Source organism: Campylobacter concisus, from assembly GCF_002913945.1.
Lineage (GTDB): Bacteria > Campylobacterota > Campylobacteria > Campylobacterales > Campylobacteraceae > Campylobacter_A > Campylobacter_A concisus_P.
Genome location: NZ_POZK01000001.1, coordinates 83,251 through 109,064 on the forward strand (window position 1 = coordinate 83,251; position 25,814 = coordinate 109,064).

Here is a 25,814-nt window from a genome sequence, read left to right on the forward strand (position 1 = left end):
GTTAGCCCCTATTTTTTGCAAGCGTATTTAGTATCGCCATTCTTATAGCAACGCCGTTTTCAACTTGATTTAGTATGACTGAGTGCGCGCCATCAGCCACATCTGAGTTTAGCTCCACGCCTCTATTTATCGGTCCTGGGTGCAGTACGATCGCATCAGGTTTGGCTAGCTTTATCCTATTTTTATTTAGTCCAAAGAATTTCGAGTACTCCCTCGAGCTTGGAAATGCTACGTCCGCACCGCCACGCTCTAGTTGGATGCGAAGCATGATGATGACATCACTGCCCTCGCAGGCTTCTTCCATATTTTTGCAAATTTTAGACTCAAAGACCTCAGCATCTTTTGGCATCATCATCCTTGGCGCAAAGAGCTTTAAATTTATGCCAAATTTCTTCATCGCCCAGATGTCAGACCTTGCCACACGGCTTCTAGCGATGTCGCCGATGATCGCCACGTTTAGATTTTTATCTAAAATTTTGCCATGCTCTCTTAGTGTGAAAAGATCAAGCAAGGCTTGGCTTGGGTGCTCATTTGTGCCGTCCCCTGCATTTACGACGCTAGCCTCTGTCCTATCAGCTGCAAATTTCGCCGCTCCAGAGCTTGGATGACGAAGCACGATGATGTCAGTTCTCATAGCAGCCATGTTATTCATCGTATCATTTAGGCTCTCGCCCTTTGTCACGCTTGAGCTTGATGAGCTGAAATTTATCGTATCAGCTCCAAGTCTCTTTGCTGCGATCTCAAAGGATGTCCTAGTTCTTGTCGAGTTTTCATAAAATGCGTTGATCGTGGTCTTTCCACGAAGATAGTCATTTTTTTTCACTTGGCTTAAATTTAGCTCCTTAAACTCTTTCGCCGCCTCCAAAAAATATAAAATTTCTTCTTTGCTAAGCTCTCTAGTTCCTATCAAATCTTTATGTTTGTAGCCCATTTTAAGCCTCTTAAATTTATTTTGTCACAAAGTCGCAAGCTGGTTGGTAGCCGTTATCACAAGCTTTTTTAAATAAAGCCTTTGCTTTTTCTTCGTTCTTTGCTTCGTTTGCGTCTTTATCTTTTACAAGGCCATAAGCGATCATTTCGCCTAGTTTTTCGCACGCCATGCCCTCATTTTCGTCACACATTTTTGTAAAAATTTTCTCAGCCTGAACTCTATCTTTTGCTACGCCGTCGCCGTTAAATAGCATGATCGCATTCATCGTGCAAGCTTTTTTCTCGCCCTCGCCGCAAGCTTTGTTAAAAGCAAGATAAGCCTCGTTAAAATTTTTCTTTGCATAAAGCTCGTTTGCCTTGTCTAAATTTTCATTTGCCATAGCATTTAACGCAAAAAGCGCCGCCGCTAAAACTAAAATTTTCTTCATATTTTCTCCTTATTTAAATAACTTTGGATGGTATTTTTTCATATATTCAACTATCTCTATGACCTCGTCGCTACCACTAGCATCAGAGTTTTCTAGCGCATCATCGATGCACTCGACATAGAGATTTGCCGCCTCTTCAAGCTTGTCTTTTTTCACTCCAGCATAGTAAAACATCGCCTCAAGCACCATGCTAAGCTCGTAGCTAAGCTCCTCTACGCTTACCTCTTCTTCTTTCATATCTCCTCCTGTGTTTTTTTAGTTATTAGATCAACTATCTGCGCCTTGATCGGCTCATAGCTAAAGCCATCTTTGAAATTTGCAAATAGTCCGCCGCTTGCATTCACGTGTCCGCCACCGCCAACTAGGTGTTTTGCCATGGCGCTAACATCAAGCTTGCCATTTGCGCGAAAACTTAGCGTTTTTTTATTTGTCACGTCGATAAAGAAGTCAAATTCAGGATTTGCCACTAAAAAGTCGTTGCCGATAACCGAAACATTGCCGATATTGTAGGTTAAAATTCCTTTATGATCTTTATAGTTTATGCTAAATTTCTCTTTATTTTCACTAAGTTTTTTTACGACATAGTTTGAAATTAGATTGCTTAGCGTATCGTCTTTATCCTCTTTGAAAAATGACTTCTTAATAGCATGCACCTGCATATCAAGGCCGATATAGTCGTTTTTCTCGTTAAAAAATTTGCTTGCTTCTTTTAGGATGTGATCCATATAGAGGTTATTTTCAGCTTCAAACATCACTTTATTTATCTCTTTAGCATTTGCCACAAGCCCCAAGCAGACCTTTCCCATCTCGAAATTTTTATCATCTTTTAGCCAGATATCCACGGCATTTACGACGTCACTAAAAATTTCAAGCTCTTTGTTTTTGCCAAAGATGCCCGCAAAAAAGTCGTAAGTGATCTTTGTAGCGCACCTTGAACTATCCAAAAAATACCATGAGTAAGCGCTCGCGCACTCGGCACCGCTTTGGTGATGATCTAGCAAAAATAGCTTTATATTTTTACCCCTTATCATATCTTCAAAGCTCTCGCACTGAGCTAGGCTTAAATTTAGATCAGTGATCAAGATGATGTTTTTATCGTCATTTGAGGCATCTATCTCAGTTAAAATTTGAGCAAATTTATCATCTATCTCTCTGCCGTAGTTTGAGTTTAGAAATTTCACATCTTTGAAGTAAAAATTTGTTATGTATTGCGCGCCGTATCCGTCAAGATCGGTGTGCGAGAGGTGATAAATTTTCATCGTTTTCCTTTATAAATTTTCTATTTCTATGACGCCAATCGTTTCAAATGGCGTATTTGCCGAGATCTCAGCAAAGCTTAGCACCACGATGTCGATGGCAAAATTTGCGCAGATATTTGCTATAAATTTTCTTAGACTTGGCTCCACACAAAGCACCATTTCACCGTGCTGACTCATCGGACGTTTCTCTTTTTCATGCCTTAGAGCCTGAACGATCGATGAAGTTTGAGCCACATTTATCATCAGGTGATACGCGCCGTCTTTATACTGCACCGCATCCATAAGCTTTTGCTGCGCAGCACTATCTAAAATGTAAAAATTTAGCTGACCTTTTTCATCAACATAAAGCGAGGTGATGACACGCGAGAGCGCTGCACGTACGTGCTCGATGATCATATCTAGGTTTTTACTAACCTCGGCGATGTCGCTAATTGATTCAAGTATACTAAGCAGATCTTTGATCGGTATATTGTCTTTAAGCAACGCTTTTAAAACCTTTTGGATCAAATTTATAGGTGCGATCCTTAGCGTATCCTCGACTACAACTGGGTAGTCGATCTTTAGTTTGTCTAATAAATTTTGCGTCTCTTGGCGAGTTAGAAGCTCGGCTGCGTTTTGCTTGATAAGCTCGCTCATATGTGTTGAGATGACGCTTGCAGGATCAACTATCGTGTAGCCGCTAAGTATGGCGTCCTCTTTGACGCTAGCGTCGATCCAAAGAGCGTCTAGTCCAAAAGCTGGCTCTTTTGTCGGAATACCCTCGATATCTTCGCTAACTAGGCCACTATCCATCGCTAGAAATTTATCCGCATAAATTTCACCCTGACCAATTACGATACCTTTTAGCTTAAAGCGGTACTCGTTTGGCGGTAGTTGAAGGTTGTCACGAATTCTTATCTTTGGCATCAAAAAGCCAAGACTTGAAGCGATATTTCGCCTCATAGCGCGAATTCTCTCGATTAGATCCACATCAGCTAGCTTTAGCAAACCATATCCTAGGTCGAGCTCTAAAATTTCAAGCTTTAAGATATCGTTTATCTTTGTCTCTTCTTCTCTTGCGATCTCTTCGTCGCTCTTCTTTGGCACCTTAGTAGTGGCACCACTAGCAGCTGCCCCTGCTCCACCTTGCGTAGCGGCTCCAGCTTTTTTAGAAGCTGTTTTGTCTTTTGACGCAAGGCTTAAATTTAGCCCGCCATCTTTGGTCTGCTTGATGATGTAGCCAAGTCCCAAAAATAGCACTGCAATGAAGCCAAGAGATAGAGTTGGTAGGCCAGGAACAAGGGCAAACATAAATAGTATGAAGCCCACTATTAGCAATGTTTTATAATCCCCTAAGAGCTGATTTAACGTACCCTCTGCAAAGTCCTCGTCGTCTTTGCTAGCCCTTGTGATGATAATAGCAGTCGCTGTTGAAGTGATAAGTCCTGGGATCTGGCTCACAAGGCCATCACCGATAGTTAGGATCGTATAATACTGAGCAGATGTCGCCATATCAAGGCCATGCTGAAACGAACCGATAGCAAATCCACCGATGATGTTTATAATAGTGATAATGATGCCAGCGACAGCGTCACCTTTTATAAATTTAGAAGAACCATCCATCGCGCCGTAGAAATTTGCCTCGCCGATGATAGCCTGGCGTCTTTCGCGCGCTGTTTTTTCGTCTATCAGACCTGCATTTAGGTCCGCGTCTATTGCCATTTGCTTACCTGGCATCGCATCAAGTGTAAAACGTGCTTGCACTTCACTTACACGAGTTGAACCTTTGGTTACAACCATGAAATTTATGAGTACCAGGATACAAAAGACGATGGTGCCGATGACAAAGTTGCCACCAACGACAAAATTTCCAAAACTTGAGATGATCTCACTAACCGCTTCTGGGCCGTTGTGACCTTCACTTAAGATCATACGCGTGGTTGCGATGTTTAGCGAGAGGCGAAAAAGCGTAACGATAAGGATCAGTGTCGGAAATGTGCTAAGATCGGTTGGTTTTGGCACATAAATCGAAATTAAGATTATAAGCACTGAAATCGAGATCGAAAGTGCCAAGAAAAAGTCAAGCACCGCACTTGGAAGCGGTACGATGATGATAGCAAGGATGGCAACAATGATACCAACGATGCTAAGACTTTTAAACTTAACAATTGGCGCAAGAAACGGCGCAACAAGAGTTAAGATATTATTTTTTTGCTTTGCCAATTCTACTTCTTAACGATGTCACTTAGCTTGATCGCATCAAGCATCTCGTCGATCTTGCTTTGAAGACCGCTAAACATCGACCAAATTTGACAGCTTGAGGCTTTATTTGATGGGCAGCCATCTGCAGAAGATGAGCACTCAAAGACATTAAGTTCACGTTTTTCGGCACACTCAATTATCTTCTTTATGCTTAAATTTTCAGGTTCGTTATTTAGTGCGAAACCGCCATTTGCCCCTTTAAACGACTTTAAAATTCCATCTTTTGCAAGATTTTGTAAAATTTTGGCTAAAAAGCTTTTTGAAATTTTAAGCTCATTTGAGATCGTATCAACATCAACTGGTGATGATTTTTGAGATATTAAAATAAGTGAAAGTAGAGCGTATTCGCTTGCCTTTGTAAAAAGCATTTATCTTCCTTAAATTCTTTAAATAGCCATTATTCTATAAAATTTTTACTGCATTTTTCATTAATTTTTAAAAAGCACCGTTTTATCTAATTTTATGTTTTAAATGCTATAATCGCTCTTCCAAAATTCACCAATCAGGAGGTCATTATGGCTTTGGATTCGGCTAAAAAAGCTCAAATAGTTGCGAAATTCGCTAGAAAAGAGGGAGATACAGGCTCTCCAGAAGTTCAAATAGCTCTTTTAACAGCTAGAATAACTGAACTTACAGAACACCTTAAAATTTTCAAAAAAGACTTTTCATCACGCTTAGGTCTTTTAAAACTAGTTGGTCAAAGAAAAAGACTTTTAAAGTATCTTAAAAACAAAGACTACACTACATATTCAAAACTAATCTCTGAGCTTGGCTTAAGAGATAAATGATCCATCGGAGAGCGATCTGCTCTCCTTACTAAATTTCATTTATATATTTCTTTTATTCAAAATTTTACAGTCTATTTTAAAATTTTCCATCTTTAGTATTAATTTATCTACTCACAATATGACTAACCTTTTTAAATAAAGTAAAATTAGAATTAATTTATTCATTTTATATAAAAAGCTAAATCTCTATATCTTTATTTCTTTTATAATAAATTTATCAATTTTAAATAAATTTTAAAATCCCTAGATAATTGACTTTAGTAGAACTATATTAATTTTAACTTAGAATATAAATTTATTTTTAATAATAAAGAATTTTTATTAAAGATTAAGAATTCGGCTAGTAATATTACTCATATAGAAATATGCAAATATTGCATAGTAAAGGAGAAAATGATGAAAGAGGGCAAAGTCATCTGTCCTTATTGTGGGACGGGCTGTCAAGTAACCTTGCATGTGGAAAATAACGTCGTTCGTGCTGCAACTGGCGTTGAAGACAATCCGGTTAATCAAGGAAATTTATGCTTAAAAGGCTTTTATGGCTGGGATTACGTTGCAAGTCCAGATAGACTCACAAAACCACTTATCAGAAAGAAAAATGGCGTATTTTCAAAGGATGGTGATTTTGAGGAAGCCAGCTGGGACGAAGCACTTGACCTTGTTGTAGAAAAAATGAAAGAAGCCAAAGAGAAATACGGCCCTGACTCATTAGCTGGAAATTTCTCAGCACGTTGCACACTTGAGGACAACTACGTTGCTCAAAAACTAATGCGCGCTGTAATTGGCACAAATAACGTCGATCACTGTGCTAGAATTTGACACGCTCCGACAGTAGCAGGACTTGCTAAAACAATCGGAAACGGAGCTGCCACAAATAGCTTTACAGAGATTGGCACTTATAGTAACTGTATATTAATGATAGGCTCAAACCCAGAAAATGGCCACCCAATAGCAGCTATGCACATCCAAAGAGCGCTAAACCGCGGTGCAAAACTGATCGTTATCGACCCTATCAAGACCGAGTTTGCAAGTAGAGCAGACATCCACTTGCAGCTAGAGCCTGAGCACAACATCCCAGTTATCAACGCACTTCTTTATACTATCATCGAAGAAGGCCTTGTAAATGAGGAATTTGTAAGAGACCACACAATAGGCATCGAGTATGTTAAAGAAGCTGTAAAAGACTATGCCCCAGAGGTTGTAGCAAAATACACAAGGCTAAATCCAGAGGATATCAGAGCAGCTGCTAGAATGTATGCTACAACCAAACCAGCCGTCATCACTCACGGTATGGGCGTAACTCACTTCAACCACGGCGTTGGCGGAGTTTGCGATGTATCAAATTTATTCTTGATCACTGGCAATATCTGCGAGCTTGGCACAGGTGACTTGCCACTTAGAGGTCAAGAGAACGTTCAAGGCTGCTGCGACATGGGCGTTTTACCAAACATCTTCCCAAATCTTGGCTCAGTAACTGACCCAGAGCAAAGAGCTTGGTTTGAGAAAATTTGGCACTTAGAGCCTGGATTTTTAAACTCAAAGATAGGTATCCATAAAACTGAAGTACCTGATGCGATCCTTGATGGCAGAGTTCATTTCTTCTGGACTATCGGCGAAAACCCGGTCATCTCTGAGCCAAATACAAACCACTTCTTAAAAGGCATCGCAAATGTCGATTTCTACGTGGTTCAAGATCTATTTTTAACTGAGACTTCGCTAAAAGCTGACGTCGTTCTCCCTGGCGTTGCAAGTAGCGAAAAAGAGGGTCTTTACACAAACGCGGAGCGCCGTGTCCAACACAACGAAGCAGTCATCACACCTCCAGGTGATGCTAGACAAGACTGGTGGATCGTTTGCGAGATCGCACGTCGTTTGGGCGCAACCGAGGGCTTTAATTTTAACTCACCAGAAGAGATTTGGGAAGAAGTTAGAAAATGCGACCCTAGACGCTACGGCGGCATGAGCTACTATAGACTTAAAAAATATCACGGACTTCACTGGCCATGCCCAACTGAAGATGATATGGGTGGTCAAAGCCTCTATCTTGATAAGAAATTCTTTACCCCTGATGGCAAAGGTCGCTTTGTGCCTTGCTTATTTGTGGATAAGGCTGATGAGATCGAGAGCGCAAAACTTGAGTTTGCTAAGAAGATGAATATGTCACCTGAGTATCCTATCATGGCTGGTTCAGTCGATGAGAAGACTGACGCTGAGTATCCGATACAGCTTTTAACTACAAGAAAAGTTTATCAATACACAGTTGGCACCATGACAAGACGCTCACGTGCTATCGAAGAGGGCGGAGATAGCATCGGACCTATCGCTGAGATGAGCCCAGCGCTTGCAGAAAGATACGGACTAAAACAAGGCGACTTTATCAAAGCTTGGAGTAGATACGGTTACATCGTCGTAAAAGCTGAAGTGACTGACATCGTGCCTGATGGCATCATACAGATGACTTTCCACTACTGGGAGAGCTCTTGCAACGAGCTAACAAGCAGCGGTTGGGACTACATCAGTAAGACTCCGACATTTAAAGCAGCTATCCAGATCAAAAAGATCGATGAAGAGGAATTTTTACGAGTTCGCGAGCTAAAACGCGAGAAATTCCAAACTTCAAAGATCATCTACGATGACTTCCACCACCACGGAAACGCAGCGATAAATGAGTAAATTTAGCGGGTAACTCCCGCTAAATTTCTTTACTATTAAATTTCATTGTCCAAAAATGCTGACATTGCAAAGCAAAATCTAAATTTTAAATTCACTGTTTGTGATTAAATTTTATATTTAAATACAAAAGCAGATATTTTTAAATTTACTTAAACGCCAAAAAGCTCATGAAATTTCCCCATTTAAATGTGCTCTCGACACGCTTAAAGCCAGCATTTAGGGCTAAGTTTCTATTTTCTTCTTCAGTATATGGCACCAGCACATTTTCAAGCGCCTCTCTTTTTTGAGCGATCTCGTAGCGTGAGTAGCCTTGCGCTTGCTTGTAGTCCTCGTAAATTTCTATGACGCTTTTAGTAAGCTTTTTATCCTCAAAGATGATCTTTTCACTAAACAAAAAGACTCCATTTTCATTTAGTCCGTTATAAATTTTTTGCACTAGATCGGCCCTTTTTGGCGGTCTGATAAACTGCAAAGTATAGTTTGCCAAAACTGCATCAAAGCCCGCTAGCTCACACTTTAAAATATCATCAAGCAAAAATTTTATCTTTGCTCCATATGCCTTTGCCTTGTTTTTGGCATTTGCTAGCATCGCCTCAGAGTTATCCACACCGCTTAGCACGAGGTCGTTTCTAAGGTTATTTAGTAAAAGTAGGCTATTTGCCGTCGAGCAGCCAAGGTCGCATACACTTGCATCTTTTGGCAAAATTTTAGCTAGCAGCTTTGCGTTTAGATTTGAGCTCACGTCGTAAAATGGCACCGAGCGCGAGATCATATCATCAAAAACGCTCGCCACAAAGTCATCAAATTCAAACTGCTTGCTTATAGGCTCCTTAAAAATTTCATCTCTCATATGCCAGCTCCGTATCCATCAAAGTATCTCATCGTCTCTCCAAAAAAGAGATCGCACACGCCCACGCACTGTCTAGCCTCGTTTATATCACGCTTTATCTGCTCTTTTAGCTCGCTAAGATTATTAAATTTTTTATTATCTCTTAGGCGTTTTATGAAGCAAACGGCAACGTGCTTCGTTACTTTTGGCGCGACCTCGTCTAAGATGTGCGTCTCGACACTAAAATTTCCATCCGTACTAAGTCTGTTGCCTATAAAAGTGACCGAGCCATAGGTGTATGAGCCCATCCTCGTTCTTGTCGCATAGACGCCCTCACGCGGCAAAAGATAGCTTTTTATATCTAAATTTAGCGTAGCAACCAACTCTTTTGCGCCGATGCCCTGCCCTTTTATCACGTTGCCCTCGATTGAGTACTCCCTGCCTATTAGCCTGTTTGCCTCATCGATGTTGCCTTGGCGTATCAGCTCTCTGATTGATGAGCTATGCACGCCCATGCCGTCATAACAAACCTCATCAACGACGACTACCTCGCCATCAAAAATCCTTTTCAGATCGTGCTTGTCCCACGCTCTGTTTCTGCCAAATCTAAAATCAAATCCAACAACGATCTTTTTTAAATTTTTAAAATCCCTCTTTAAAAGTGCGATAAATTCCTCACCGCTAAGCCCTTTTATGCTTTCAAAATCATACAAGAAGCAAGGATAGTTTGAGTACTCGGCTCGCTTTAGCTTTGGCGTTATGTTTGCCTTATTTTTGTCGATGACGACAAGTCCGCCAAACTCGCCAAGCTGCTTTAAGAGCTGCTTGTGCCCCCTGTGCACGCCGTCAAAGTGCCCGATCGCAACGGCAGTGATGTTATCTTTTGTTAAAAGCGTAGAAAAATTCGGCATTTCCCTCTTTCCCTTTTACTTCGCACTCTTTGCAAGCTATCATTTTAAATCCTAAGCCATTAGCCATCACTTCAAACCTCTTCATTGCTAAATTTATAGCTTTCATATCAGTGACGACGCCTTTTTTATTTCGTTTTACGCCAACACCCACTTCAAATTGTGGCTTAAAGAGTGTGATAATGAGCGAATTCCCACTTGCTAGCTCACAAATAGCAGGCAAAATTTCAGCTAAAGAGATAAAGCTAACATCGCAGGTTATTAGATCAAATTTATCTTGCTCTTGCTTGGTAAACTCTCTTATATCGGTCTTCTCATAAATTTTTACTCGCTCATCACTTCTTAGACTGGCATCTAACTGATCAGTGCCAACATCCACACCAGTCACGCTTTTTACGCCACGCTCAAGCAAAATTTGCATAAAGCCACCAGTCGAGCTACCTATATCAAGCGCATTTTTGCCAGTTAGATCAAATTTTACCGTCTCCAAAAAGCTCTTTAGCTTCAAAGCTCCTCGCCCAACGTAAATTTCATCAAGCAGCGAAATTTTAGCCTCACTAACCTCGCTTGAAACCTTGGTGCAAATTTCGCCATTTGTTAGCACCTTGCCAGATTTAATGAGCTCACTCGCCTTGTTTCTGCTTATGTTTAAAACGCTTGCGACGTAGTTATCAAACCTCAAGTTTTAGCCTCTCATATTCGCTCTCATCGATCACTCGCACGCCTAGCTCATTTGCTTTATCAAGCTTACTGCCAGCCTCATCGCCAGCTAAAACAAAGTCCGTTTTTTTAGAAACTGAGCTTGAAACCTTTGCGCCAAAACTCTCAAGCTCGGCCTTTATCTCATCTCTTGGGCGACTTAGCGTGCCAGTTATCACGACCGTCTTGCCACTTAGCGCGTTTGAGACGCTTTGCACCTGCGCCACGCTTGGCTGCACGATCTGGCTAAGAGCTAAAATTTCTGCTCTATTTACCTCGGCAAAGTCAATTAGGCTATTTGCCATCTCCACGCCAAAGCCCTCAAGCGAGACAAGCTCCTCAAAACTAGCATCAAGCCAGCCCAGCCCAAAGCTACTTGCAAGCTTTTTAGCTGCCACTTCGCCAATGTGCTCGCAGCCAAGCCCCGTGATGAAGCGCGAAAGCTCCGCACCCTTACTGGCTTCGATAGCGTTTAAAAGGTTATTTACCTTTTTCTCTTTAAAGCCCTCAAGCGCCATGAGATCATCAAATTTAAGGCCGTAAATGTCTTTTATGCAGAAAATTAGTCCTTTATCAAATAGCAAATTTACGATCGCGTCGCCAAGGCCATCTATGTTTAGGCATTTTTTCGATGCGTAGTGGATTATTGAGCCCACCACTCTTGCCCTGCAGCTTAAATTTTGGCACTTTACAAAGACCCCTTCATCAAGCAGGTGCGAGCCGCAAACTGGGCAAAATTTAGGCCTATCAATCGCTTGCTCGCTGCCATCTCGCCTATCTTTAAAGACCTTTGTGATCTTTGGTATCACATCTCCTGAGCGGATGATGCCGATGTAGTCGTTTTTCATGACGCCAAGGCGCTCGATCTCGTCAAAGTTATGAAGCGTAGCGGATTTTACATTTGCGCCATCTATATTTACCTCATCAAGCACACCAACAGGTGTTACTACGCCGCTTCTGCCAACCTGAAGTGCAACATCTCTTAGCCTAGTCACCTTTTCAATGGCTGGAAATTTAAACGCCACCATAAATTTTGGAAATTTGACCGTATAGCCTAGCTCTTCGCAGCGCGTAAGGTCATTTACACGTATCACCATACCATCCATCATCACGCTTTTTGAGTCACGATTTGCCAAAAGCTCGTTGTATGCAGCCTCAAGCTCATCCTTTGTTAAAATTTTAAAAAAATCATCTCTTTCAAAGCCAAGATCACGCACAAATTTCATCACCTCGCTGTGATCTTTTAGCCCAAGGCTCTGCTCGCCTACACCCCACGGTATGAAAAGCAGCTTTCTTTTAGCAGTGACTGCGCTATCAAGCTGTCTTAGGCTTCCGGCAGCTGCATTTCTAGGGTTTGAAAGCGACGCCTCGCCATTTTTTGCGCGCTCTGCGTTTAGAAGCTCAAAGTCATCTTTTCTTATGACGACTTCGCCTCGAATTTCGATAAGTCCTTTGTAGCTAATGCTATTTGGCACCGAGCTAATGGTCCTTGCATTTTGTGTCACATCCTCACCAGTAACGCCATCACCCCTAGTTATCGCCCTAACTAAAACACCATTTTCATAGAGTAAATTTAGGCTCGCTCCGTCAAATTTAGGCTCGGCTACAAAAGTTAAATTTTCTTTCTCGCCGCGTTTTAGCCACGCATCAAGCTCGCCAAGATCAAAGATATCTTCCATACTCCACATGCGCTTGATGTGATTGGCCTTACTAAAGCCTTCTTTTACAGTACCGCCCACGCGTTTTGTAGGTGAAAAGATAGAAATTTCGCTTGGATTTGCCTGCTCGAAGGCCAACACTGCGTGATAGAGCGCGTCATACTCCTCGTCGCTTGCAAGCGGCTCATCATCGTCGTAGTAGGCATTTGCCCACACATTTAGCGTATCTATCGCTCGTTCGTACTCTTGTTTTGTCATTTTTGCTCCAAATTTACACCGCATTTTATCTTAAACATACTTTATAAATGATCCAAATTTAGCTCTCTTGCGTCACAAAGATGGACATTTTTATAGACCTTTGCTATCTCATCTCTAGCTCTCATCAGCGCAAAGCCAAGTAAATTTTGCCCGCGCCACTTCATAGGATTTTGCGCATTTTCATCGCTTGCGGCCAAACCTATGCCCCAGATTTTATCAACTGGGCTTGCCTCAACCAAAATTTTATCCTTTGTCGAGAGCAAAAACTCTCGCAAAGGGGCATTTTGGCTAAATTTTAGATAACTCGCATTTAGCACGACACCAAATTTGACCTCGTCCCAGACCTTAGCGTCAAAGCCACGCACCTGCCTGCCAAGCGCCTTCATCTGCGCTGGATCTTTGGCGGATAAAATTTGTTCCAAAGCCTCTTTATCGCCAAAACACTCGGCTTTTTTAGCCATCATATATTGCTCGGCGCAAATGTATTTAGTTTCATCTTGCCAAAAACTAGAGCCATACCACTGACTAAGGCAGCTTGCGCTTAAATTTGCGCTCTTTTGATGACCCCAAAATAAGAGAAATTTATCCGACTTGCCAGCGTTATAGCGCTTTTTAAGCCACTTTAACTCATATCTAGGCTCACGCTCCCAAAGGTCGGTGACAAAATCATCCTTGATAAAAAGCGTGCTTTCATCAAAGCCTAGCCTCTCATCCCAGTATCCACGCCACGTCGCAGGCTCGGCAAAGAGCTGCTCGTATTGACGTTTTTCATCTTGACTTAGCGTTTTTAGCCACTCATTAAATTTAAACTTATAATCCTCGCCGCAGCCCATCCTCCAGCCGATAGAAAAGGGAGCAATCTGGGGAAATTTGATCCAAGGTGGCGGCAATAAATTTTTCATCTAGCCTCTTTTTAGCCAAGCGCCCTACCAAAGCGTGGCTTGGCTCATCGCCTCGTGCATATTAAAAAGCTGTCTGTGCTCGGCCACATCGTGCGTTCTTATGATCTGCGCGCCATTTTCGAAGGCTTTTAGATGCAGATAAAGTGAGCCTGGCAAGCGCTCCTTAACCTCGCTTTTATAGTAGTGATTTATGACTGATTTGCGGCTAGCACCAACTAGCAGCGGGTAGCCAAATTTCAAAAAATGCTCCAAATGCTTAATAAGCAGCAAATTTTGCTCAGCCGTCTTACCAAAACCGATACCCACATCAAGCACTATCTTTTTAGCGCCAAGCTCCTTTGCTAGGACTATCTTTTGCTCAAAAAAGTCTGAAATTTCGCCAATTAAGTCATTATACTTTGGCGCAATCTGCATGGTAGCAGGGTCTCCTTGCATGTGCATCATGCAAAACTGGGCGTCATATCTTGCAGCAAGCGTGGCTAAATTTGCATTTGCCGTGATGTCGTTTATCATCTTAAAGCCGTGGTTTAGAGCAAATTCTAAGCAATACTCATCAAAGCTATCAAGGCTAAATTTCGCCTTTTCGTGTAAATTTAGCTTGTAAATTTCTTCTATGATATCTTTTATGCGCCTAAACTCCTCCTCACGTCCGCAATACTCGCTCCCTGGCCTTGAGCTAACGCCGCCAAGATCGATGTAGTCCGCACCTGCTTCGATCATACTTTCAATCTTTACTATGCCATTTTGCGTATTTATGTGGCTTTGCTCGTTAAAACTATCTGTATTTATGTTTGCAACGCCCATTATAAGAGGCTTTGTTGGCTTTATAAATTTTGTCTCTAAAAAGGCTGCTAAATTTTTAAGTCCAAAGTCTTGCAACTTCTCTTTTTTGGCTAGCTGCCCAAGTTGTGCATTTGTCGCCATTAGTAAGGCTTTGTTTAGACTCTCACGACCCAAAATCGTATCTTTATGCGTCACAAGCTCAGCTCCAACGCTTAGAGCATCTTGCTTTAGAATATTTGCCGCTGGGGTTTTTATCTCATCTATAAATATAAAATTTATCTCGCTCTTTTCATGCATGAGCTTCACACCAGCAGGGCTTGGCGAGATGGCTTTGCAAATTTCATCAAAGTTACTTTTGTTATTTATCTTATAAATTTTCAACGTCGTCCTTTTTGAAATATAGTAAGCAGTAGTGGTGTTAGCACGGCGTGAGACTTGGCATTTAGATCTGCTAGCTTTATAAGCGAGAAAAAATAATCCATCTCATCGCCGCTAAATTTATACCCAGCATCAACTGCTTTTGTCACGATAACGCCAACAAGCTCTTTTAGCTCGTTTTTGCCAAATTTCTGAGCTTGCTCGTCTGCGATCTTTTGATCGATAAAGCTTGTTATCTCTTTTAGGCTAAGTGTTTTTAAGTTTAGATCAAGAGTTATTTTTGGCTTTTTTGTGAGATTATTTTCTATGAGCATTCTTGATCTAATCGTTGGTAGAAGTAAATTTTTACTCTGTGTTGCTATTATAAATTTGATATTTCTTGGAGGCTCTTCGATGATCTTTAAAAGTGCGTTTTGAGCCTCTGTCCTAAAAGAATTAGCATGTATTACTAAAATTTTTTCATCTTTTTCAGCAATGTAAGCTTCTGCGATGACCTCCTTTGCATTTTCTAGCAAAAAATCATCGCTTATAAAAAATCTTAAATTATTTATGCCAAACTCGCTTTCAAGCTTGGCTTTTAAACTTTCAAAATCGCTTGTAACGACGATTTTATTAAGCATTTAGAGTATCACCTTTGCAAAGAGCGCCGCATCGATGCTTTTATCAAAAATTTTGCAAAGACTTATTAGTTTAATGTCTAAATTTTCATCGCTCGAGCTAAGAGTAAAGCTATTTTGCGCCTGCTCGTCAAATAGCCACATATAACTATCCTCATCACTTTTAGCTAAATTCGCATATTTATCAAGGCTCTTTCCGATATAAAAAAACAAGTAACCGTTTGGAAAAGCAAGACTTAGCATATCTTTTAGAAGCTGCTTTTGCTCATTTGTCTCTATCTCATCAAGCGATGGATAAAGCGATCTTAGGCTAAAAAATGGCAAAAACGGCCTTATGCTTTTTGAATAGTTCATCTTTTTTAAAAGATAAATTTCAAACCATCTTCGCTCTTCATCACTTATAGTTATAAAAGCCCTTCCTTCAAGTAAAAATTTAAGCCTAGATGCGAGCAAAGGCGTCCATTCAACACGCCTTTCCTCCATCCAGCTCATCAAAGGGCCTTCGTCCCTAATAGCCTTTAACGTCCACTGAATAAAATCTTGCATTATTTATCTAGCTTATAAGCATCATGAAGTACGCGAACCGCTAGCTCGCCATATTTTTGATCAACGATCATTGAAATTTTTATCTCGCTTGTTGAGATCATTTGGATATTTATACCTTCTTTTGCAAGCGTTTCAAATGCTAAACATGCTACGCCGCTATGGCTCTTCATGCCTACGCCAATAACTGAAACTTTTACGATCGCGTCATCAAATTCTATATGTTTTGCAGCCGAGAGCTTTTGCATAGTCTCTTTTGCTAGCTCAAGCTCGTTTTGCGGCACTGTAAAGCCTAAATTTGTAGTGCCGTCATGTCCTACGTTTTGGATGATCATATCTACGTTTATATTTTCATGAGCTAAAGCTGTAAAAATTTCTGCTGCAATGCCAGGCTTATCAACTACGCCTCTTAGTGTTACTCTTGCTTGATTTTTATCTAGTGCTATTCCGCTTACTAAAACTGCTTCCATATTGTCATCTTCCTTTGCTATTAATGTACCTTCGTTGTGATTAAAGCTACTTCTTGTAATGAGTTTTACATTTAGTTTTTTTGCTAGCTCGACTGAGCGATTTTGTAGTACCTTTGCTCCAGCAGAAGCGAGCTCTAGCATCTCATCATAGCTTATCTTCTCAAGTTTTTTTGCCTTTTTTTCTATCCTTGGATCAGTCGTATAAACGCCATCAACATCGGTAAAAATTTCGCATAGATCAGCATCAAGCGCCCCTGCTAATGCAACTGCACTAAGATCACTGCCGCCTCTACCAAGTGTCGTAATATCGCCTTTTTCATCTATGCCCTGAAAACCGGCTACAACCACGATCTTGCCAGCTTTTAGCTCAGCTTTTAGCCTTTGTGTATCTATCTTTTCTATTCTAGCTTTTGTATGTACATCATCGGTAATAATGCCCGCCATCGCACCTGTCATACCTACACACGCATAGCCTTTTGCATTAAGTGCGATCGTTAAAAGCGCGGTCGTTACTTGCTCTCCAGAGCTTAAAAGCATATCAGTGGCGACGCCATCTGGGTGTTTTGAAAAATACTCACTATATTCAACCAATTGATTTGTAACTCCGCTCATCGCAGAAACTACCACAACTACGTCTGCACCGCTATTTTTTGTCTCAATGACTCTATTTGCCACAGCTTCGATGCGTTCAAGTGTTCCTACGCTAGTTCCGCCAAATTTTTGAACGATCAACATCAAAAATATCCTTTCTCTTTAAAATAACTCAAAACCTTTTCATAAATAGGCTTTTTAAAGTGATTTATACCCTCTAAACTTCTACCAAAATCTACAAATTTATATTCACTAAACTCGGGATGCTCTGTCTTTAAATTTATGCTGGCACCATTTTTAAGTCTAACCAAAAAATATTTTTGCGTCTGTCCATCAAATGGATAAAATTTCTTTGCCGCATTAGCTGGAAAGTCGTAGCTTAGCCACTGCGGATACTCATCTAAGATATCGATTTTATCAGTTCCGATCTCTTCTTTAAGCTCCCTTTTTAAAGCCTGCTTTGGACTCTCACCTTCGTCTATTCCGCCTTGAGGAAACTGCCAAATATCATCCATATCCACCCTTTTTGCGACTAAAATTTCACATTTAAATGGATACAAGCTAGACAAAATAACAGCTGCCACATTTGGTCTGTATTTTTTTTGCATGATTTTTCCAAAAATTTTATTTGGGATAATAACTAAAAAGAGTTAAGAGATAGATAAATAAGACTACTTTTTACGACGTTTGTAGTAAATCACACAGCCACTAAAAAGTAGCACGCCAACTCCACAAGAAGCCATAAAAAAGATAAATTTTCCAGCCTCTCCGAATGTATATCCAGCGTGCAAATCAAGCATAAATTTATAAATTTCAAAAGATTTTGGCATGGTGTTTTTTAAAATTTCTCCACTTGCCGTATCGACTACAAACCTAACGCCATTACTCTCACTAGCGCCTTTTGGCAAGTAAAAGATCATAAATTTTACGCCGTCTTTATTGAGAATAAAATTTAAAGCATCAAACTCATTTCCAAATTTTAAAGTAAAAATTTCATAAGCTTTTTGAAGATTTTCTACCTTTTGCTCATCATTTAGGCTAAAACCATTTTTACTAGTAAAATTTGGCTTTTTAAAGACCTTCTCTTCGCCACAAATTTGATTTATAAAAAGAGCAAATTTCTCATAAGAAAAGTATAGACCGCTAAAACAGATAATAAGCAAAATGGCTCCCAAATAAAGCCCTAAAAATCCATGCAGTGAATATAAAAACGCAAATTTCTTTGCCTTTAGGTTTAGCTTAAAGGCACTAATAAATTTGCTTCTAAATCTCCAAAATTGTATAAACGCTCCAGTCAATAAAATCACAAGTAGTGCAAGCGTTGAAATCGCCACTAGCTCACTTGCGAATTTAGATAAATTTTCATTTTTAAATAGAGCTAGTCCTAGATTTTTATGTAAATTTAAAGCTAGCCCTATAAATTTTTCCACACTGTTTTCAGAGACTACCTCGCCCGTATAAGGATCTACAAAGAATGACTTAAACTCGCCACTCTCGCTTGTGCCACTTACTACATAAGCTCTATTTGCCTCGCCTTTTATCTTTATATAACTAAGGTTAAAATTTGGCCAAGTCTTATTAAAGACCTTTAAAATTTCATCTATTTTTAAAGCGCTTTTATTAGTCGTTATGTCTATCTCATCTTTACTAAAAGCTTCAATTATCTCATCGTGATACGAAATAATTGCTCCACTAATTGAGATTATCAAAAGCGGTAAAGCAAAGATAAGAGCTAAAATTAAGTGAAATTTTCGCCAAATTTTAAACATTTTAAAACTTTAGATTAAAGCCAAGTTCGATCTTTTGCCCATCGGCTATTAAGATATCATATCCGTTTGATCTTGTCGTAAAAAACTCGTTAAAGAGATTATAAACGCTTAGGTTTAGGCTGAAATTTTTAGTTACATTGTAGTTTATGCCAAGATCCGCAATAACGTAAGCTCCCATATCATTAGCATAGTTAAAAGAGTTTTTAGTTCTACCATAGTAATTTATCTGTGACCAGAAATTTAGCCATCTATTTAGCTCGTAGTTCGCTCCAAATTTAAATGTATGAAGCGGATAGTTGTTTAAGGTTTTACCAGCTTCTGGTCCATCTTTTTGTTTTGATTTTGTATAAACATAGCTTTGATTTAGTCTAAGAGCATTTGTCACCTGCTACTCATTTGTTAGCTCAACTCCGTAAATTTCAGCCTTGCCGATATTTATACTCTCCCAAATACCATTTGGATAAATTTTACCTTTATGCATACAAACGCTGCCTCTTGAGCAGATAGGGTTATAGCTTAACATATCTTTAAAACTTGTGTAAAAGCCAGTTAAAGACGTTTCAAAACCTTCATTATTATTATAAACGCCACCAAATTCATAACTTACGCTTGTCTCTGGCTTAAGGCTGCTTCTACCAAGCTGTGCTCCGCGTCCTCCAGCAAATGGCAACGCAAGATCTTGTGTGCGTTGCTTGATATCGGGTGTTGCATAACCTGTGCTAACTCCACCCTTTAAGGCGAAAAAGTCGTTTAAGCTATAGATGCCATAAATTCTTGGTGAAACGTGCGATCCATAGTTTTCATCGTAGTTATAACGAATACCAGTACTTAAGATAAAGTCTTTTGTAAGATGATAATCATCTTCGCCGTAAAGCGAAACATCATACCTTTTTACATTTGCCGCATCTGCTGTGGTAGCCTTTTCGTCAAGCTTTTCTTTTTTAGCGTTTAGTCCTAATGTAAAGGTATTATTATCGGTAAAATATGAGCCTTTTGTATCAAAATTTAGAGTCTTTAACGTCAAATTTTGTTGAGCTGTCTCTTTTAGCTTGCCATAAGATAAATAGCTTTGAAGCAAGATATTATCAAGCCTTGCTTCGTGGCTTAAATTTATCATATCTCCCTCTATTCTCTCGCTAGCAACCGAGTTAGTACCAGTTGATAGTGTTTTGCCTTTAGTTCTTTTATATTTCACATCGCTTCTTGCAAGCTCAAGTATAAGATCATTATTTTCATTTGGCTTAAAAAATAGCTTTGCACCAAAATTTCTATCCTTTTGCTCTCTGATTGCATAAGAAATTTTATCTTCTGATTTATTTAAATTTTTACCATAAACAGAAACACTTAAAACATCATCAATTAGTCCAGAGTGCAAATAAAGGCTATTGTAAAACTCACCGCTTATATTTTTATTTCTTGCAAATTTATAGCTTGAGCCAAGATTTGCACCAAATTCATTACTAAACTCATCTGTAATGATATTTATAACTCCACCAAGTGCATCGCTTCCATAAAGCGAGCTCATAGGGCCGCGTATTACTTCGATACGGCTTATCGCACTTGCTGGCGGAATGAAACTATATGAGCCTCCAACACTTCTAAGTCCTTTATAGGCGTTATCGCCTGGTACTGGCATGCCATTTACTAGAATTTTAGTAAATCTTGGAGAGAATCCACGTATAGAAATTCCTCGTCTATTTGCCGCTGCGGGACTTGTCCCAAAAAGACTTGGGATATCCTTTGTCATGCTCTCGATATCTTTGTGATTTTTCTTTTCTAATGCCTCTTTGGTTATAACACTAAGCGTTGCTGGTGCGTCTTTGATATTTTGCTCAAATCCTGTCGCACTCACTACTTTAACTTCTGGTAGAACCTTATCTTCATTTGCAAAAAGAGGTAAATTTATAAAAATTGCCGCACAAATAGAAATTTTTAATGCACTTTTCACAAAAACTCCTTATAAAAATTTAATGCATATTTTACTAAAATTAAATAATCGTTATCAATATCATACATAACGCTAAAGGGATTAAATTTAATGCTTGAGGGATAAAATGATAAATTTAGACAAAAAATATGGAACGAGAAAGATATCTCAAAAGGAAAAACAAGTAAGCGTGGAGTTTTTCAAGCAAAGCAGCGGCATCAGCTATCTAAAAAGTGAAATTTTATGTAATGGTAGGATAAAAAGAGATCGTCACAAGTCTAAAAAATATCTATTTTTAATGTTTAATGAGGATAAAAACGATCTTTGCTTTAAGCTTGATAGAAAAGAGTATATTTTAAACAAAGATGAATTTTGCATTGGGCTTGTTAATGACGATTTTAAAGGTGTCTTTGAGTATCAAAATAAATTTTATAAGACTAAAACACTACTTTTTGACGAAAGCTATGCAAATAAGCTTGAGATATTTGCTGGACTTAGATTTGATGATAAATTTGAGCTTTTAAAATATAAAAAAGATTTAGCTCAAATTTGCGTTTTGAATGAACTTGATACGACAAATTTATATGAAGGCGCGATGAGGGAAATTTTTACCGAGTCAAAAATTTTAGAGCTTATTTATAAAAGTAAAATACAAAAAGAGAGCGAAATTTCACTTAGCAGTGACGAAGAAAAGACTCTTTTAAAGGCTAAAACGATCTTATTAAGCCGTATGCAAAATCCTCCAAGCATCAAGGAACTAGCCCATCTTTGTGGCACAAATGACTTTTGGCTAAAGAAAAATTTTAAGCTATTTTTCAAAGATACGATCTATCAACTCTTAGCAAAAGAGCGCCTAAAGCTAGCTTTTACTCTTTTAGAGCAAAATGATATCAGCATAAAAGAAGCCGCAAATATCGTAGGCTACGCGAATACTGCACATTTTGCAAAAATTTTTAAGATAAATTTTGGCTTTTTGCCAAGTAAACTCTTAAAGACCAAAAGCTACTTTTAAACTGCTATAAATGCCAAATTTCTTATAATCGCCAAAATTTTAAAGAGAGAAATTTGCAAGTTTATATCCACGTGCCATTTTGCGAAAGCAAATGTCCTTATTGTGCTTTTGGCTCAAGTGACGACGAATTTAACAAGGTTAGCGCCTATTTTAAGGCACTTTGCCTTGATTTAAATTTTCAGCTAAAAAGCCAAAATGTAAAAGAAATCTCAAGCGTATTTTTTGGTGGAGGCACACCAAGCGCGGTAAATGCTAAATTTTATGATGAAATTTTTAGTATTTTAACGCCTCTTTGCACACCAGAAACCGAGATCACACTTGAAGCAAATCCAAACTCAGCAAGCCTTGCTTGGCTAAAGCATGTAAAAAATTTAGGGGCAAATCGCATAAGCTTTGGAGCTCAAAGTTTTTTTGAAGATAAGCTTAAATTTCTTGGTCGCATTCACAGTAGAGAACAAATTTTTAAAGCCGTAGAAAATGCCCAGAAAGCTGGCTTTGAGAGCATAAATTTAGACCTCATCTACGACACCAAATTTGATACTAAAAAACGCCTTTTAGCTGAAGTGGCAAATTTAAAAGATCTTAATATCACTCACCTTAGCGCATACTCGCTCACACTTGAAGAAAATACTCCGTTTTTTGGCAAAAAAAGCTATAAAAAGGATAGCGACAGCCTGGCTAAATTTATGATAGAACAAATTGGGTTTGCTGGTTTTAAGCAGTATGAAATTTCAAATTTTGGTCAAATTTGCAAGCACAATCTTGGCTACTGGCAAGGCAAAAACTACCTTGGTGTAGGGGCTTTTAGCGTGGGTTTTGTGGATGGCACCAGACACTACGCCAAGAATAACATAGATGTTTACATCGCCGAACCAACATATAGAGAAAAGGAAATTTTAAACGAGAGTGAGCTAGCAAGAGAGCATATATTTTTAGGGCTTAGAAGCATAGTCGGAGTAGATGCTACTCGCTTAAATAAATCACAGCTAAACAGAGCAAATTTGCTTGTGGAAAATAAAAAACTTGATCTTAAAAACGGTAAATTTTATAATCCAAATTTCTTATTAAGCGACGAAATTGCACTCTTTATCGAAGGGTGAATTTATAAAATTTTGAGCAAAGTCAAGATAAAATACAAAGCTTAAATAAAATTTAATAGAGGCAAAAATGTTTGGAATGAGTTTTTCTGAAGTCTTAGTTATCGCCGTCATTGCAGTACTAATTTTAGGACCGGACAAGCTACCAAGTGCAATGGTCCAGATCGCGAAATTTCTAAAGACGTTTAAAAAAGGTATAAATGATGCAAAATCAACCTTTGATCAAGAGATGAAGATAGCTGAACTTAAAGAAGATGCTCAAAAATATAAAGAAAGCATAACCAAAAGCACACAAAACGTACGTAAGAAGCTAACTTTTGAAGAGCTTGACGAGATCAAAAAAAGCGCTACCGACATTACAAATGATATACACAATGTCGTAAATGACACCAAAAAAACGGTAGAAAATATAAAAAATCCAACAAATTTAGTTAAAGATACAATCTTAAACGATAAAAAAGAGGCGTAATGTTTGAAGAGTTAAGACCCCATTTAATCGAGCTTAGAAAAAGACTTTTTGTAAGTATAGTGAGTGTTTTTATCTGCTTTGGCATCTGCTTTACTTTTTGGAACCCAATACTTGCATGGATGAGCGAACCACTAAAACAAGTACTTCCTGCTGGCTCAAACATCATCTTTACTCAAATCCAAGAGCCATTTTTTACTGCGATGAAGGTTGCATTTTTTGCTGGCCTTATCGTCGCTTTACCTATCATATTTTGGCAATTTTGGCTATTTGTCGCACCAGGACTTTATGACAATGAAAAAAAATATGTGATTCCATTTGTTATTTCAGCTTCATTTATGTTTGCGTGTGGAGCAGCATTTTGCTACTATGTGGTCATCCCGCTTGGCTTTACATTTTTGGTAAATTTTGGTGGCCAGCTCTTTACGGCACTACCAAGTATCGGCGAATACGTGGGTTTTTTTACAAAGCTGCTAATCGGCTTTGGAATTTCATTTGAGCTTCCAGTCATTACATTTTTCCTAGCAAAGATCGGTCTAGTCGACGACAAGATGTTAAAAGAGTACTTTAGATATGCAGTAGTTGTCATATTTATATTTGCGGCCATAGTGACACCTCCTGATGTGATAAGTCAAATTTTAATGGCAGTACCGCTCATCGGACTTTATGGAATTTCAATAGTTGTCGCCAAAAGAGCTGGCAAAAGCGATGACGATGAAGAAGAAAAAGAAAATAACAAAGAGCAAAATGACACCAGTGACGATGATGAGTGACATAAACGATATTTCAAGCTACGACTATTTTTTGCCTGAAGAGCTCATCGCAAAAGAGCCAGTTTTGCCAAAAGAAGAGGCAAGATTGCTTGTTTATTTCAAAAAAACAAAAGAGATAAAACACTACAAATTTAAAGATCTCTCCAGTCTCATCCCAGAGGACGCAGCGGTCATTTTTAATAATACAAAAGTTATCAAAGCTCGCATTTTAGGACAAAAAGAAAGCGGCGGGGCTTGCGAAGTGATGCTAAATCAGCCCATAGGCGAGAATAAATTTAGCGTCTATATAAGAGGCAAAGTAAGTTCTGGTAGCGTTTTAAATTTTCATGATAATCTAAAAGTAAATGTGCTTGAGCTAAATGATGATGGCACAAGAGTGGTAAATTTTACGCAAAATGGCGTTTTGCTTGATAATGTTCGCCTTTTTAGTGAGCTTGAAAAGATTGGTCACGTCCCGCTTCCGCCATACATTAAAAGGGCTGATACAAAGGATGATGAGAGCTGGTATCAAAGCATATTTGCTAAAAATAGTGGCGCAGTGGCAGCTCCGACAGCTAGCCTTCATATAAGTGAACAAATGCTAGAGCAGATAAAAGCAAAGCATGAAGTCGCCTACATTACGCTTCACGTTGGCGCTGGAACATTTAAAGGTGTGGAGTGCCAAAATATAAATGACCACAAAATGCACTCAGAATTTTACGAGCTAAGCGAGCAAGCTCAAGAGATTATAAATTCTAATAAACCAATCCTTGGCGTTGGCACGACGGTTACTAGATGTGTTGAAGAATTTGCAAGAAGCAAGCAAGCAAGCGGCTTTTGCAAGCTATTTTTAAACCTAAATAATAAGCCTATCAGGCAAAACTACCTTCTTACAAATTTTCATCTACCAAAATCAACTCTAATAATGCTAGTTACCAGCTTCATAGGGCTTGAAGAGACGATGAGAATTTATAAAACGGCAGTTGATGAAAAGTATAGATTTTACTCATACGGCGACGGGATGTTGATAATATGAAAGATAAGCCTATCGATATCATAAATAGAATGGAAATTTTTCTTAGCGCCATATACCAAGACGCGCAAGATACTAAAAATTCCATCATTTTTAGCTACGATCCAAGTTATCCAAGGCTTTTAAAATTTGATGCTACAAATCTCATAAAAACACTTGAAAATATTTGCAAATTTTTCCTTTACTCTACCGAATATGCAGACATTTACATTCTCTTTCAACTTAAAAATTATAGTCCCAAATCTGTACATTTTGACATTAAGATAAAATCTAGCCATAGCGTAATGAGACCAAGTCATTACTATCTCAGCAAGATAAATGACTATCTAAAAAAAGCAAATGAATCTATGATCTCTCATAATGATGGAGAATTTTTAATATCTTTTAGCGCGGCACTAACGGGCGATAGAGCCATCCAAAGACAAATAAATATCAAAAATCAAACAAATACAAATATCTTAGTCGCTTGCGATGACGATGCTTTATTTGACACCATTAGTACTCAGATAATTTTTTTAGGTCTAAAAGTTATCGGCAAAAACGACCTTAGCAATCTAATGAGACACATAAAAGATTCTATTTTTACCCCATTTGTTATCTTTATCGATAGTAAAATTTTAAAAAATGAAGCGATGCTAGAAGATATACTTGAGTTTAAAAATATTAAGAATTTTCGTATCGTAGCCATTTGCAAAAACGATGAGTCGGCTAACGATTTGCCAAATCATGTCACGGTATTAAAGCAGCCTTTTAGCACAGATAGCTTTCAGCTAGCTTTTAAAAATTCGCTTGAGAAATAGACC

The 25,814-nt window shown here is 38.9% G+C and carries 25 protein-coding genes and 1 pseudogene; 8 read left to right on the forward strand and 18 right to left on the reverse strand.

The window, feature by feature from the left end; all coding sequences use genetic code 11:
• Position 1 precedes the first annotated feature (1 nt).
• The 6 genes from CYP64_RS00455 to CYP64_RS00480 are packed head-to-tail and all read right to left on the reverse strand — an operon-like array spanning position 2 to position 5,226.
• Positions 2 to 931, reverse strand: a complete 930-nt coding sequence (locus tag CYP64_RS00455; RefSeq protein ID WP_103648271.1) for an aspartate carbamoyltransferase catalytic subunit — start codon at positions 929 to 931, stop codon at positions 2 to 4.
• 16 nt (positions 932 to 947) lie between these two features.
• Complete coding sequence (locus tag CYP64_RS00460) at positions 948 to 1,358, reverse strand: tetratricopeptide repeat protein (protein ID WP_103648272.1); 411 nt, start codon at positions 1,356 to 1,358, stop codon at positions 948 to 950.
• A 9-nt stretch (positions 1,359 to 1,367) separates the two neighbouring features.
• Positions 1,368 to 1,595, reverse strand: a complete 228-nt coding sequence (locus tag CYP64_RS00465) for a hypothetical protein (protein WP_103648273.1) — start codon at positions 1,593 to 1,595, stop codon at positions 1,368 to 1,370.
• Complete coding sequence (locus tag CYP64_RS00470) at positions 1,592 to 2,617, reverse strand: DHH family phosphoesterase (RefSeq protein WP_103648274.1); 1,026 nt, start codon at positions 2,615 to 2,617, stop codon at positions 1,592 to 1,594. The genes CYP64_RS00465 and CYP64_RS00470 overlap by 4 nt, the downstream gene beginning before the upstream one ends.
• Before the next feature lie 9 nt (positions 2,618 to 2,626).
• Positions 2,627 to 4,819, reverse strand: a complete 2,193-nt coding sequence (gene flhA, locus CYP64_RS00475) for a flagellar biosynthesis protein FlhA (RefSeq protein WP_103648275.1) — start codon at positions 4,817 to 4,819, stop codon at positions 2,627 to 2,629.
• Positions 4,820 to 4,821: 2 nt separating this feature from the next.
• A complete protein-coding gene (locus CYP64_RS00480; protein WP_054196916.1) occupies positions 4,822 to 5,226 on the reverse strand; it encodes an RrF2 family transcriptional regulator in 405 nt (134 codons plus the stop codon).
• Positions 5,227 to 5,373: 147 nt separating this feature from the next.
• Between CYP64_RS00480 and rpsO the strand changes: the two genes are divergently transcribed.
• Together rpsO and fdhF are read left to right on the forward strand one after the other, a co-directional pair.
• The gene (rpsO, locus tag CYP64_RS00485; protein WP_004317763.1) at positions 5,374 to 5,646 is read left to right on the forward strand and encodes a 30S ribosomal protein S15; all 273 of its coding nucleotides are present in this window, start codon (positions 5,374 to 5,376) and stop codon (positions 5,644 to 5,646) included.
• Between the two features lie 393 nt (positions 5,647 to 6,039).
• The gene (gene fdhF / locus CYP64_RS10415) at positions 6,040 to 8,319 is read left to right on the forward strand and encodes a formate dehydrogenase subunit alpha (RefSeq protein ID WP_345968928.1); all 2,280 of its coding nucleotides are present in this window, start codon (positions 6,040 to 6,042) and stop codon (positions 8,317 to 8,319) included.
• Positions 8,320 to 8,464: 145 nt separating this feature from the next.
• Here the strand turns inward: fdhF and cmoA are convergent, their stop codons facing one another.
• From cmoA to CYP64_RS00555, 12 genes and pseudogenes are all read right to left on the reverse strand, one after another.
• Entirely contained in the window at positions 8,465 to 9,169 is a 705-nt protein-coding gene (gene cmoA, locus CYP64_RS00500) for a carboxy-S-adenosyl-L-methionine synthase CmoA (protein WP_103648276.1), read from the reverse strand.
• Positions 9,166 to 10,059: a bifunctional riboflavin kinase/FAD synthetase gene (locus CYP64_RS00505; protein ID WP_002939474.1), complete on the reverse strand. Its 894-nt coding sequence runs from the start codon at positions 10,057 to 10,059 to the stop codon at positions 9,166 to 9,168. The genes cmoA and CYP64_RS00505 overlap by 4 nt, the downstream gene beginning before the upstream one ends.
• Positions 10,025 to 10,738 (reverse strand): 23S rRNA (cytidine-2'-O)-methyltransferase TlyA, encoded by a 714-nt coding sequence (gene tlyA / locus CYP64_RS00510; RefSeq protein WP_103648277.1) that lies wholly within the window; start codon positions 10,736 to 10,738, stop codon positions 10,025 to 10,027. Before tlyA ends, CYP64_RS00505 begins: the two co-directional genes overlap by 35 nt.
• Entirely contained in the window at positions 10,728 to 12,671 is a 1,944-nt protein-coding gene (gene ligA, locus CYP64_RS00515; RefSeq protein ID WP_103648278.1) for an NAD-dependent DNA ligase LigA, read from the reverse strand. The genes tlyA and ligA overlap by 11 nt, the downstream gene beginning before the upstream one ends.
• 41 nt (positions 12,672 to 12,712) lie before the next feature.
• Positions 12,713 to 13,573, reverse strand: a complete 861-nt coding sequence (locus CYP64_RS00520) for an NADAR family protein (RefSeq protein ID WP_103648279.1) — start codon at positions 13,571 to 13,573, stop codon at positions 12,713 to 12,715.
• Between the two features lie 24 nt (positions 13,574 to 13,597).
• On the reverse strand, positions 13,598 to 14,737 hold the full coding sequence (gene folP / locus CYP64_RS00525; RefSeq protein WP_103648280.1) for a dihydropteroate synthase: 1,140 nt from the start codon (positions 14,735 to 14,737) through the stop codon (positions 13,598 to 13,600).
• A complete protein-coding gene (locus CYP64_RS00530; RefSeq protein WP_103648281.1) occupies positions 14,734 to 15,354 on the reverse strand; it encodes a DNA polymerase III subunit delta' in 621 nt (206 codons plus the stop codon). Before CYP64_RS00530 ends, folP begins: the two co-directional genes overlap by 4 nt.
• Positions 15,355 to 15,897: a HobA family DNA replication regulator gene (locus tag CYP64_RS00535; protein ID WP_103648282.1), complete on the reverse strand. Its 543-nt coding sequence runs from the start codon at positions 15,895 to 15,897 to the stop codon at positions 15,355 to 15,357. It lies immediately after the preceding gene.
• Positions 15,897 to 17,099 carry an aspartate kinase gene (locus tag CYP64_RS00540; protein WP_103648283.1) on the reverse strand — a complete coding sequence of 401 codons (1,203 nt, stop codon included), beginning with the start codon at positions 17,097 to 17,099 and terminating at the stop codon, positions 15,897 to 15,899. The genes CYP64_RS00535 and CYP64_RS00540 overlap by 1 nt, the downstream gene beginning before the upstream one ends.
• Positions 17,099 to 17,563 carry an RNA pyrophosphohydrolase gene (locus CYP64_RS00545; protein ID WP_021091471.1) on the reverse strand — a complete coding sequence of 155 codons (465 nt, stop codon included), beginning with the start codon at positions 17,561 to 17,563 and terminating at the stop codon, positions 17,099 to 17,101. Before CYP64_RS00545 ends, CYP64_RS00540 begins: the two co-directional genes overlap by 1 nt.
• 63 nt (positions 17,564 to 17,626) lie before the next feature.
• Positions 17,627 to 18,724, reverse strand: coding sequence for a PepSY-associated TM helix domain-containing protein (locus CYP64_RS00550; protein ID WP_103648284.1), 1,098 nt, complete (start codon positions 18,722 to 18,724; stop codon positions 17,627 to 17,629).
• A gap of 1 nt (position 18,725) precedes the next feature.
• Positions 18,726 to 20,636, reverse strand: a pseudogene (locus tag CYP64_RS00555) (TonB-dependent receptor domain-containing protein).
• 142 nt (positions 20,637 to 20,778) lie between these two features.
• On the opposite strand from CYP64_RS00555, the gene CYP64_RS00560 reads away from it, so the two are divergent.
• The 6 genes from CYP64_RS00560 (at position 20,779) to CYP64_RS00590 (ending at position 25,811) form a co-directional block, all read left to right on the forward strand.
• On the forward strand, positions 20,779 to 21,663 hold the full coding sequence (locus CYP64_RS00560) for an AraC family transcriptional regulator (protein WP_103648285.1): 885 nt from the start codon (positions 20,779 to 20,781) through the stop codon (positions 21,661 to 21,663).
• Between the two features lie 53 nt (positions 21,664 to 21,716).
• Positions 21,717 to 22,763 (forward strand): radical SAM family heme chaperone HemW, encoded by a 1,047-nt coding sequence (gene hemW, locus CYP64_RS00565; protein ID WP_103648286.1) that lies wholly within the window; start codon positions 21,717 to 21,719, stop codon positions 22,761 to 22,763.
• A 67-nt stretch (positions 22,764 to 22,830) separates the two neighbouring features.
• Positions 22,831 to 23,229, forward strand: coding sequence for a Sec-independent protein translocase protein TatB (gene tatB, locus CYP64_RS00575; RefSeq protein ID WP_103648287.1), 399 nt, complete (start codon positions 22,831 to 22,833; stop codon positions 23,227 to 23,229).
• A complete protein-coding gene (gene tatC, locus CYP64_RS00580) occupies positions 23,229 to 23,999 on the forward strand; it encodes a twin-arginine translocase subunit TatC (RefSeq protein ID WP_103648288.1) in 771 nt (256 codons plus the stop codon). The genes tatB and tatC overlap by 1 nt, the downstream gene beginning before the upstream one ends.
• A complete protein-coding gene (queA, locus tag CYP64_RS00585; RefSeq protein ID WP_103648310.1) occupies positions 23,992 to 25,014 on the forward strand; it encodes a tRNA preQ1(34) S-adenosylmethionine ribosyltransferase-isomerase QueA in 1,023 nt (340 codons plus the stop codon). Before tatC ends, queA begins: the two co-directional genes overlap by 8 nt.
• The gene (locus tag CYP64_RS00590) at positions 25,011 to 25,811 is read left to right on the forward strand and encodes a hypothetical protein (RefSeq protein WP_103648289.1); all 801 of its coding nucleotides are present in this window, start codon (positions 25,011 to 25,013) and stop codon (positions 25,809 to 25,811) included. Before queA ends, CYP64_RS00590 begins: the two co-directional genes overlap by 4 nt.
• Positions 25,812 to 25,814: the final 3 nt, after the last annotated feature.

What these genes read in the sequence shown, in the direction of transcription:
- CYP64_RS00470 (WP_103648274.1), bottom strand. Translation starts at nt 2,617, where the DNA reads ATGAAAATTTATCACCTCTCGCACACCGATCTTGACGGATACGGCGCG.
- CYP64_RS00460 (WP_103648272.1), bottom strand. Translation starts at nt 1,358, where the DNA reads ATGAAGAAAATTTTAGTTTTAGCGGCGGCGCTTTTTGCGTTAAATGCT.
- CYP64_RS00545 (WP_021091471.1), bottom strand. Translation starts at nt 17,563, where the DNA reads ATGCAAAAAAAATACAGACCAAATGTGGCAGCTGTTATTTTGTCTAGC.
- tatB (WP_103648287.1), top strand. Translation starts at nt 22,831, where the DNA reads ATGTTTGGAATGAGTTTTTCTGAAGTCTTAGTTATCGCCGTCATTGCA.
- CYP64_RS00465 (WP_103648273.1), bottom strand. Translation starts at nt 1,595, where the DNA reads ATGAAAGAAGAAGAGGTAAGCGTAGAGGAGCTTAGCTACGAGCTTAGC.
- CYP64_RS00505 (WP_002939474.1), bottom strand. Translation starts at nt 10,059, where the DNA reads ATGCCGAATTTTTCTACGCTTTTAACAAAAGATAACATCACTGCCGTT.
- CYP64_RS00550 (WP_103648284.1), bottom strand. Translation starts at nt 18,724, where the DNA reads ATGTTTAAAATTTGGCGAAAATTTCACTTAATTTTAGCTCTTATCTTT.
- rpsO (WP_004317763.1), top strand. Translation starts at nt 5,374, where the DNA reads ATGGCTTTGGATTCGGCTAAAAAAGCTCAAATAGTTGCGAAATTCGCT.
- CYP64_RS00540 (WP_103648283.1), bottom strand. Translation starts at nt 17,099, where the DNA reads ATGTTGATCGTTCAAAAATTTGGCGGAACTAGCGTAGGAACACTTGAA.
- CYP64_RS00590 (WP_103648289.1), top strand. Translation starts at nt 25,011, where the DNA reads ATGAAAGATAAGCCTATCGATATCATAAATAGAATGGAAATTTTTCTT.
- CYP64_RS00530 (WP_103648281.1), bottom strand. Translation starts at nt 15,354, where the DNA reads ATGCTTAATAAAATCGTCGTTACAAGCGATTTTGAAAGTTTAAAAGCC.
- CYP64_RS00535 (WP_103648282.1), bottom strand. Translation starts at nt 15,897, where the DNA reads ATGCAAGATTTTATTCAGTGGACGTTAAAGGCTATTAGGGACGAAGGC.
- CYP64_RS00455 (WP_103648271.1), bottom strand. Translation starts at nt 931, where the DNA reads ATGGGCTACAAACATAAAGATTTGATAGGAACTAGAGAGCTTAGCAAA.
- cmoA (WP_103648276.1), bottom strand. Translation starts at nt 9,169, where the DNA reads ATGAGAGATGAAATTTTTAAGGAGCCTATAAGCAAGCAGTTTGAATTT.
- CYP64_RS00560 (WP_103648285.1), top strand. Translation starts at nt 20,779, where the DNA reads ATGATAAATTTAGACAAAAAATATGGAACGAGAAAGATATCTCAAAAG.
- queA (WP_103648310.1), top strand. Translation starts at nt 23,992, where the DNA reads ATGAGTGACATAAACGATATTTCAAGCTACGACTATTTTTTGCCTGAA.
- ligA (WP_103648278.1), bottom strand. Translation starts at nt 12,671, where the DNA reads ATGACAAAACAAGAGTACGAACGAGCGATAGATACGCTAAATGTGTGG.
- CYP64_RS00480 (WP_054196916.1), bottom strand. Translation starts at nt 5,226, where the DNA reads ATGCTTTTTACAAAGGCAAGCGAATACGCTCTACTTTCACTTATTTTA.
- CYP64_RS00520 (WP_103648279.1), bottom strand. Translation starts at nt 13,573, where the DNA reads ATGAAAAATTTATTGCCGCCACCTTGGATCAAATTTCCCCAGATTGCT.
- tatC (WP_103648288.1), top strand. Translation starts at nt 23,229, where the DNA reads ATGTTTGAAGAGTTAAGACCCCATTTAATCGAGCTTAGAAAAAGACTT.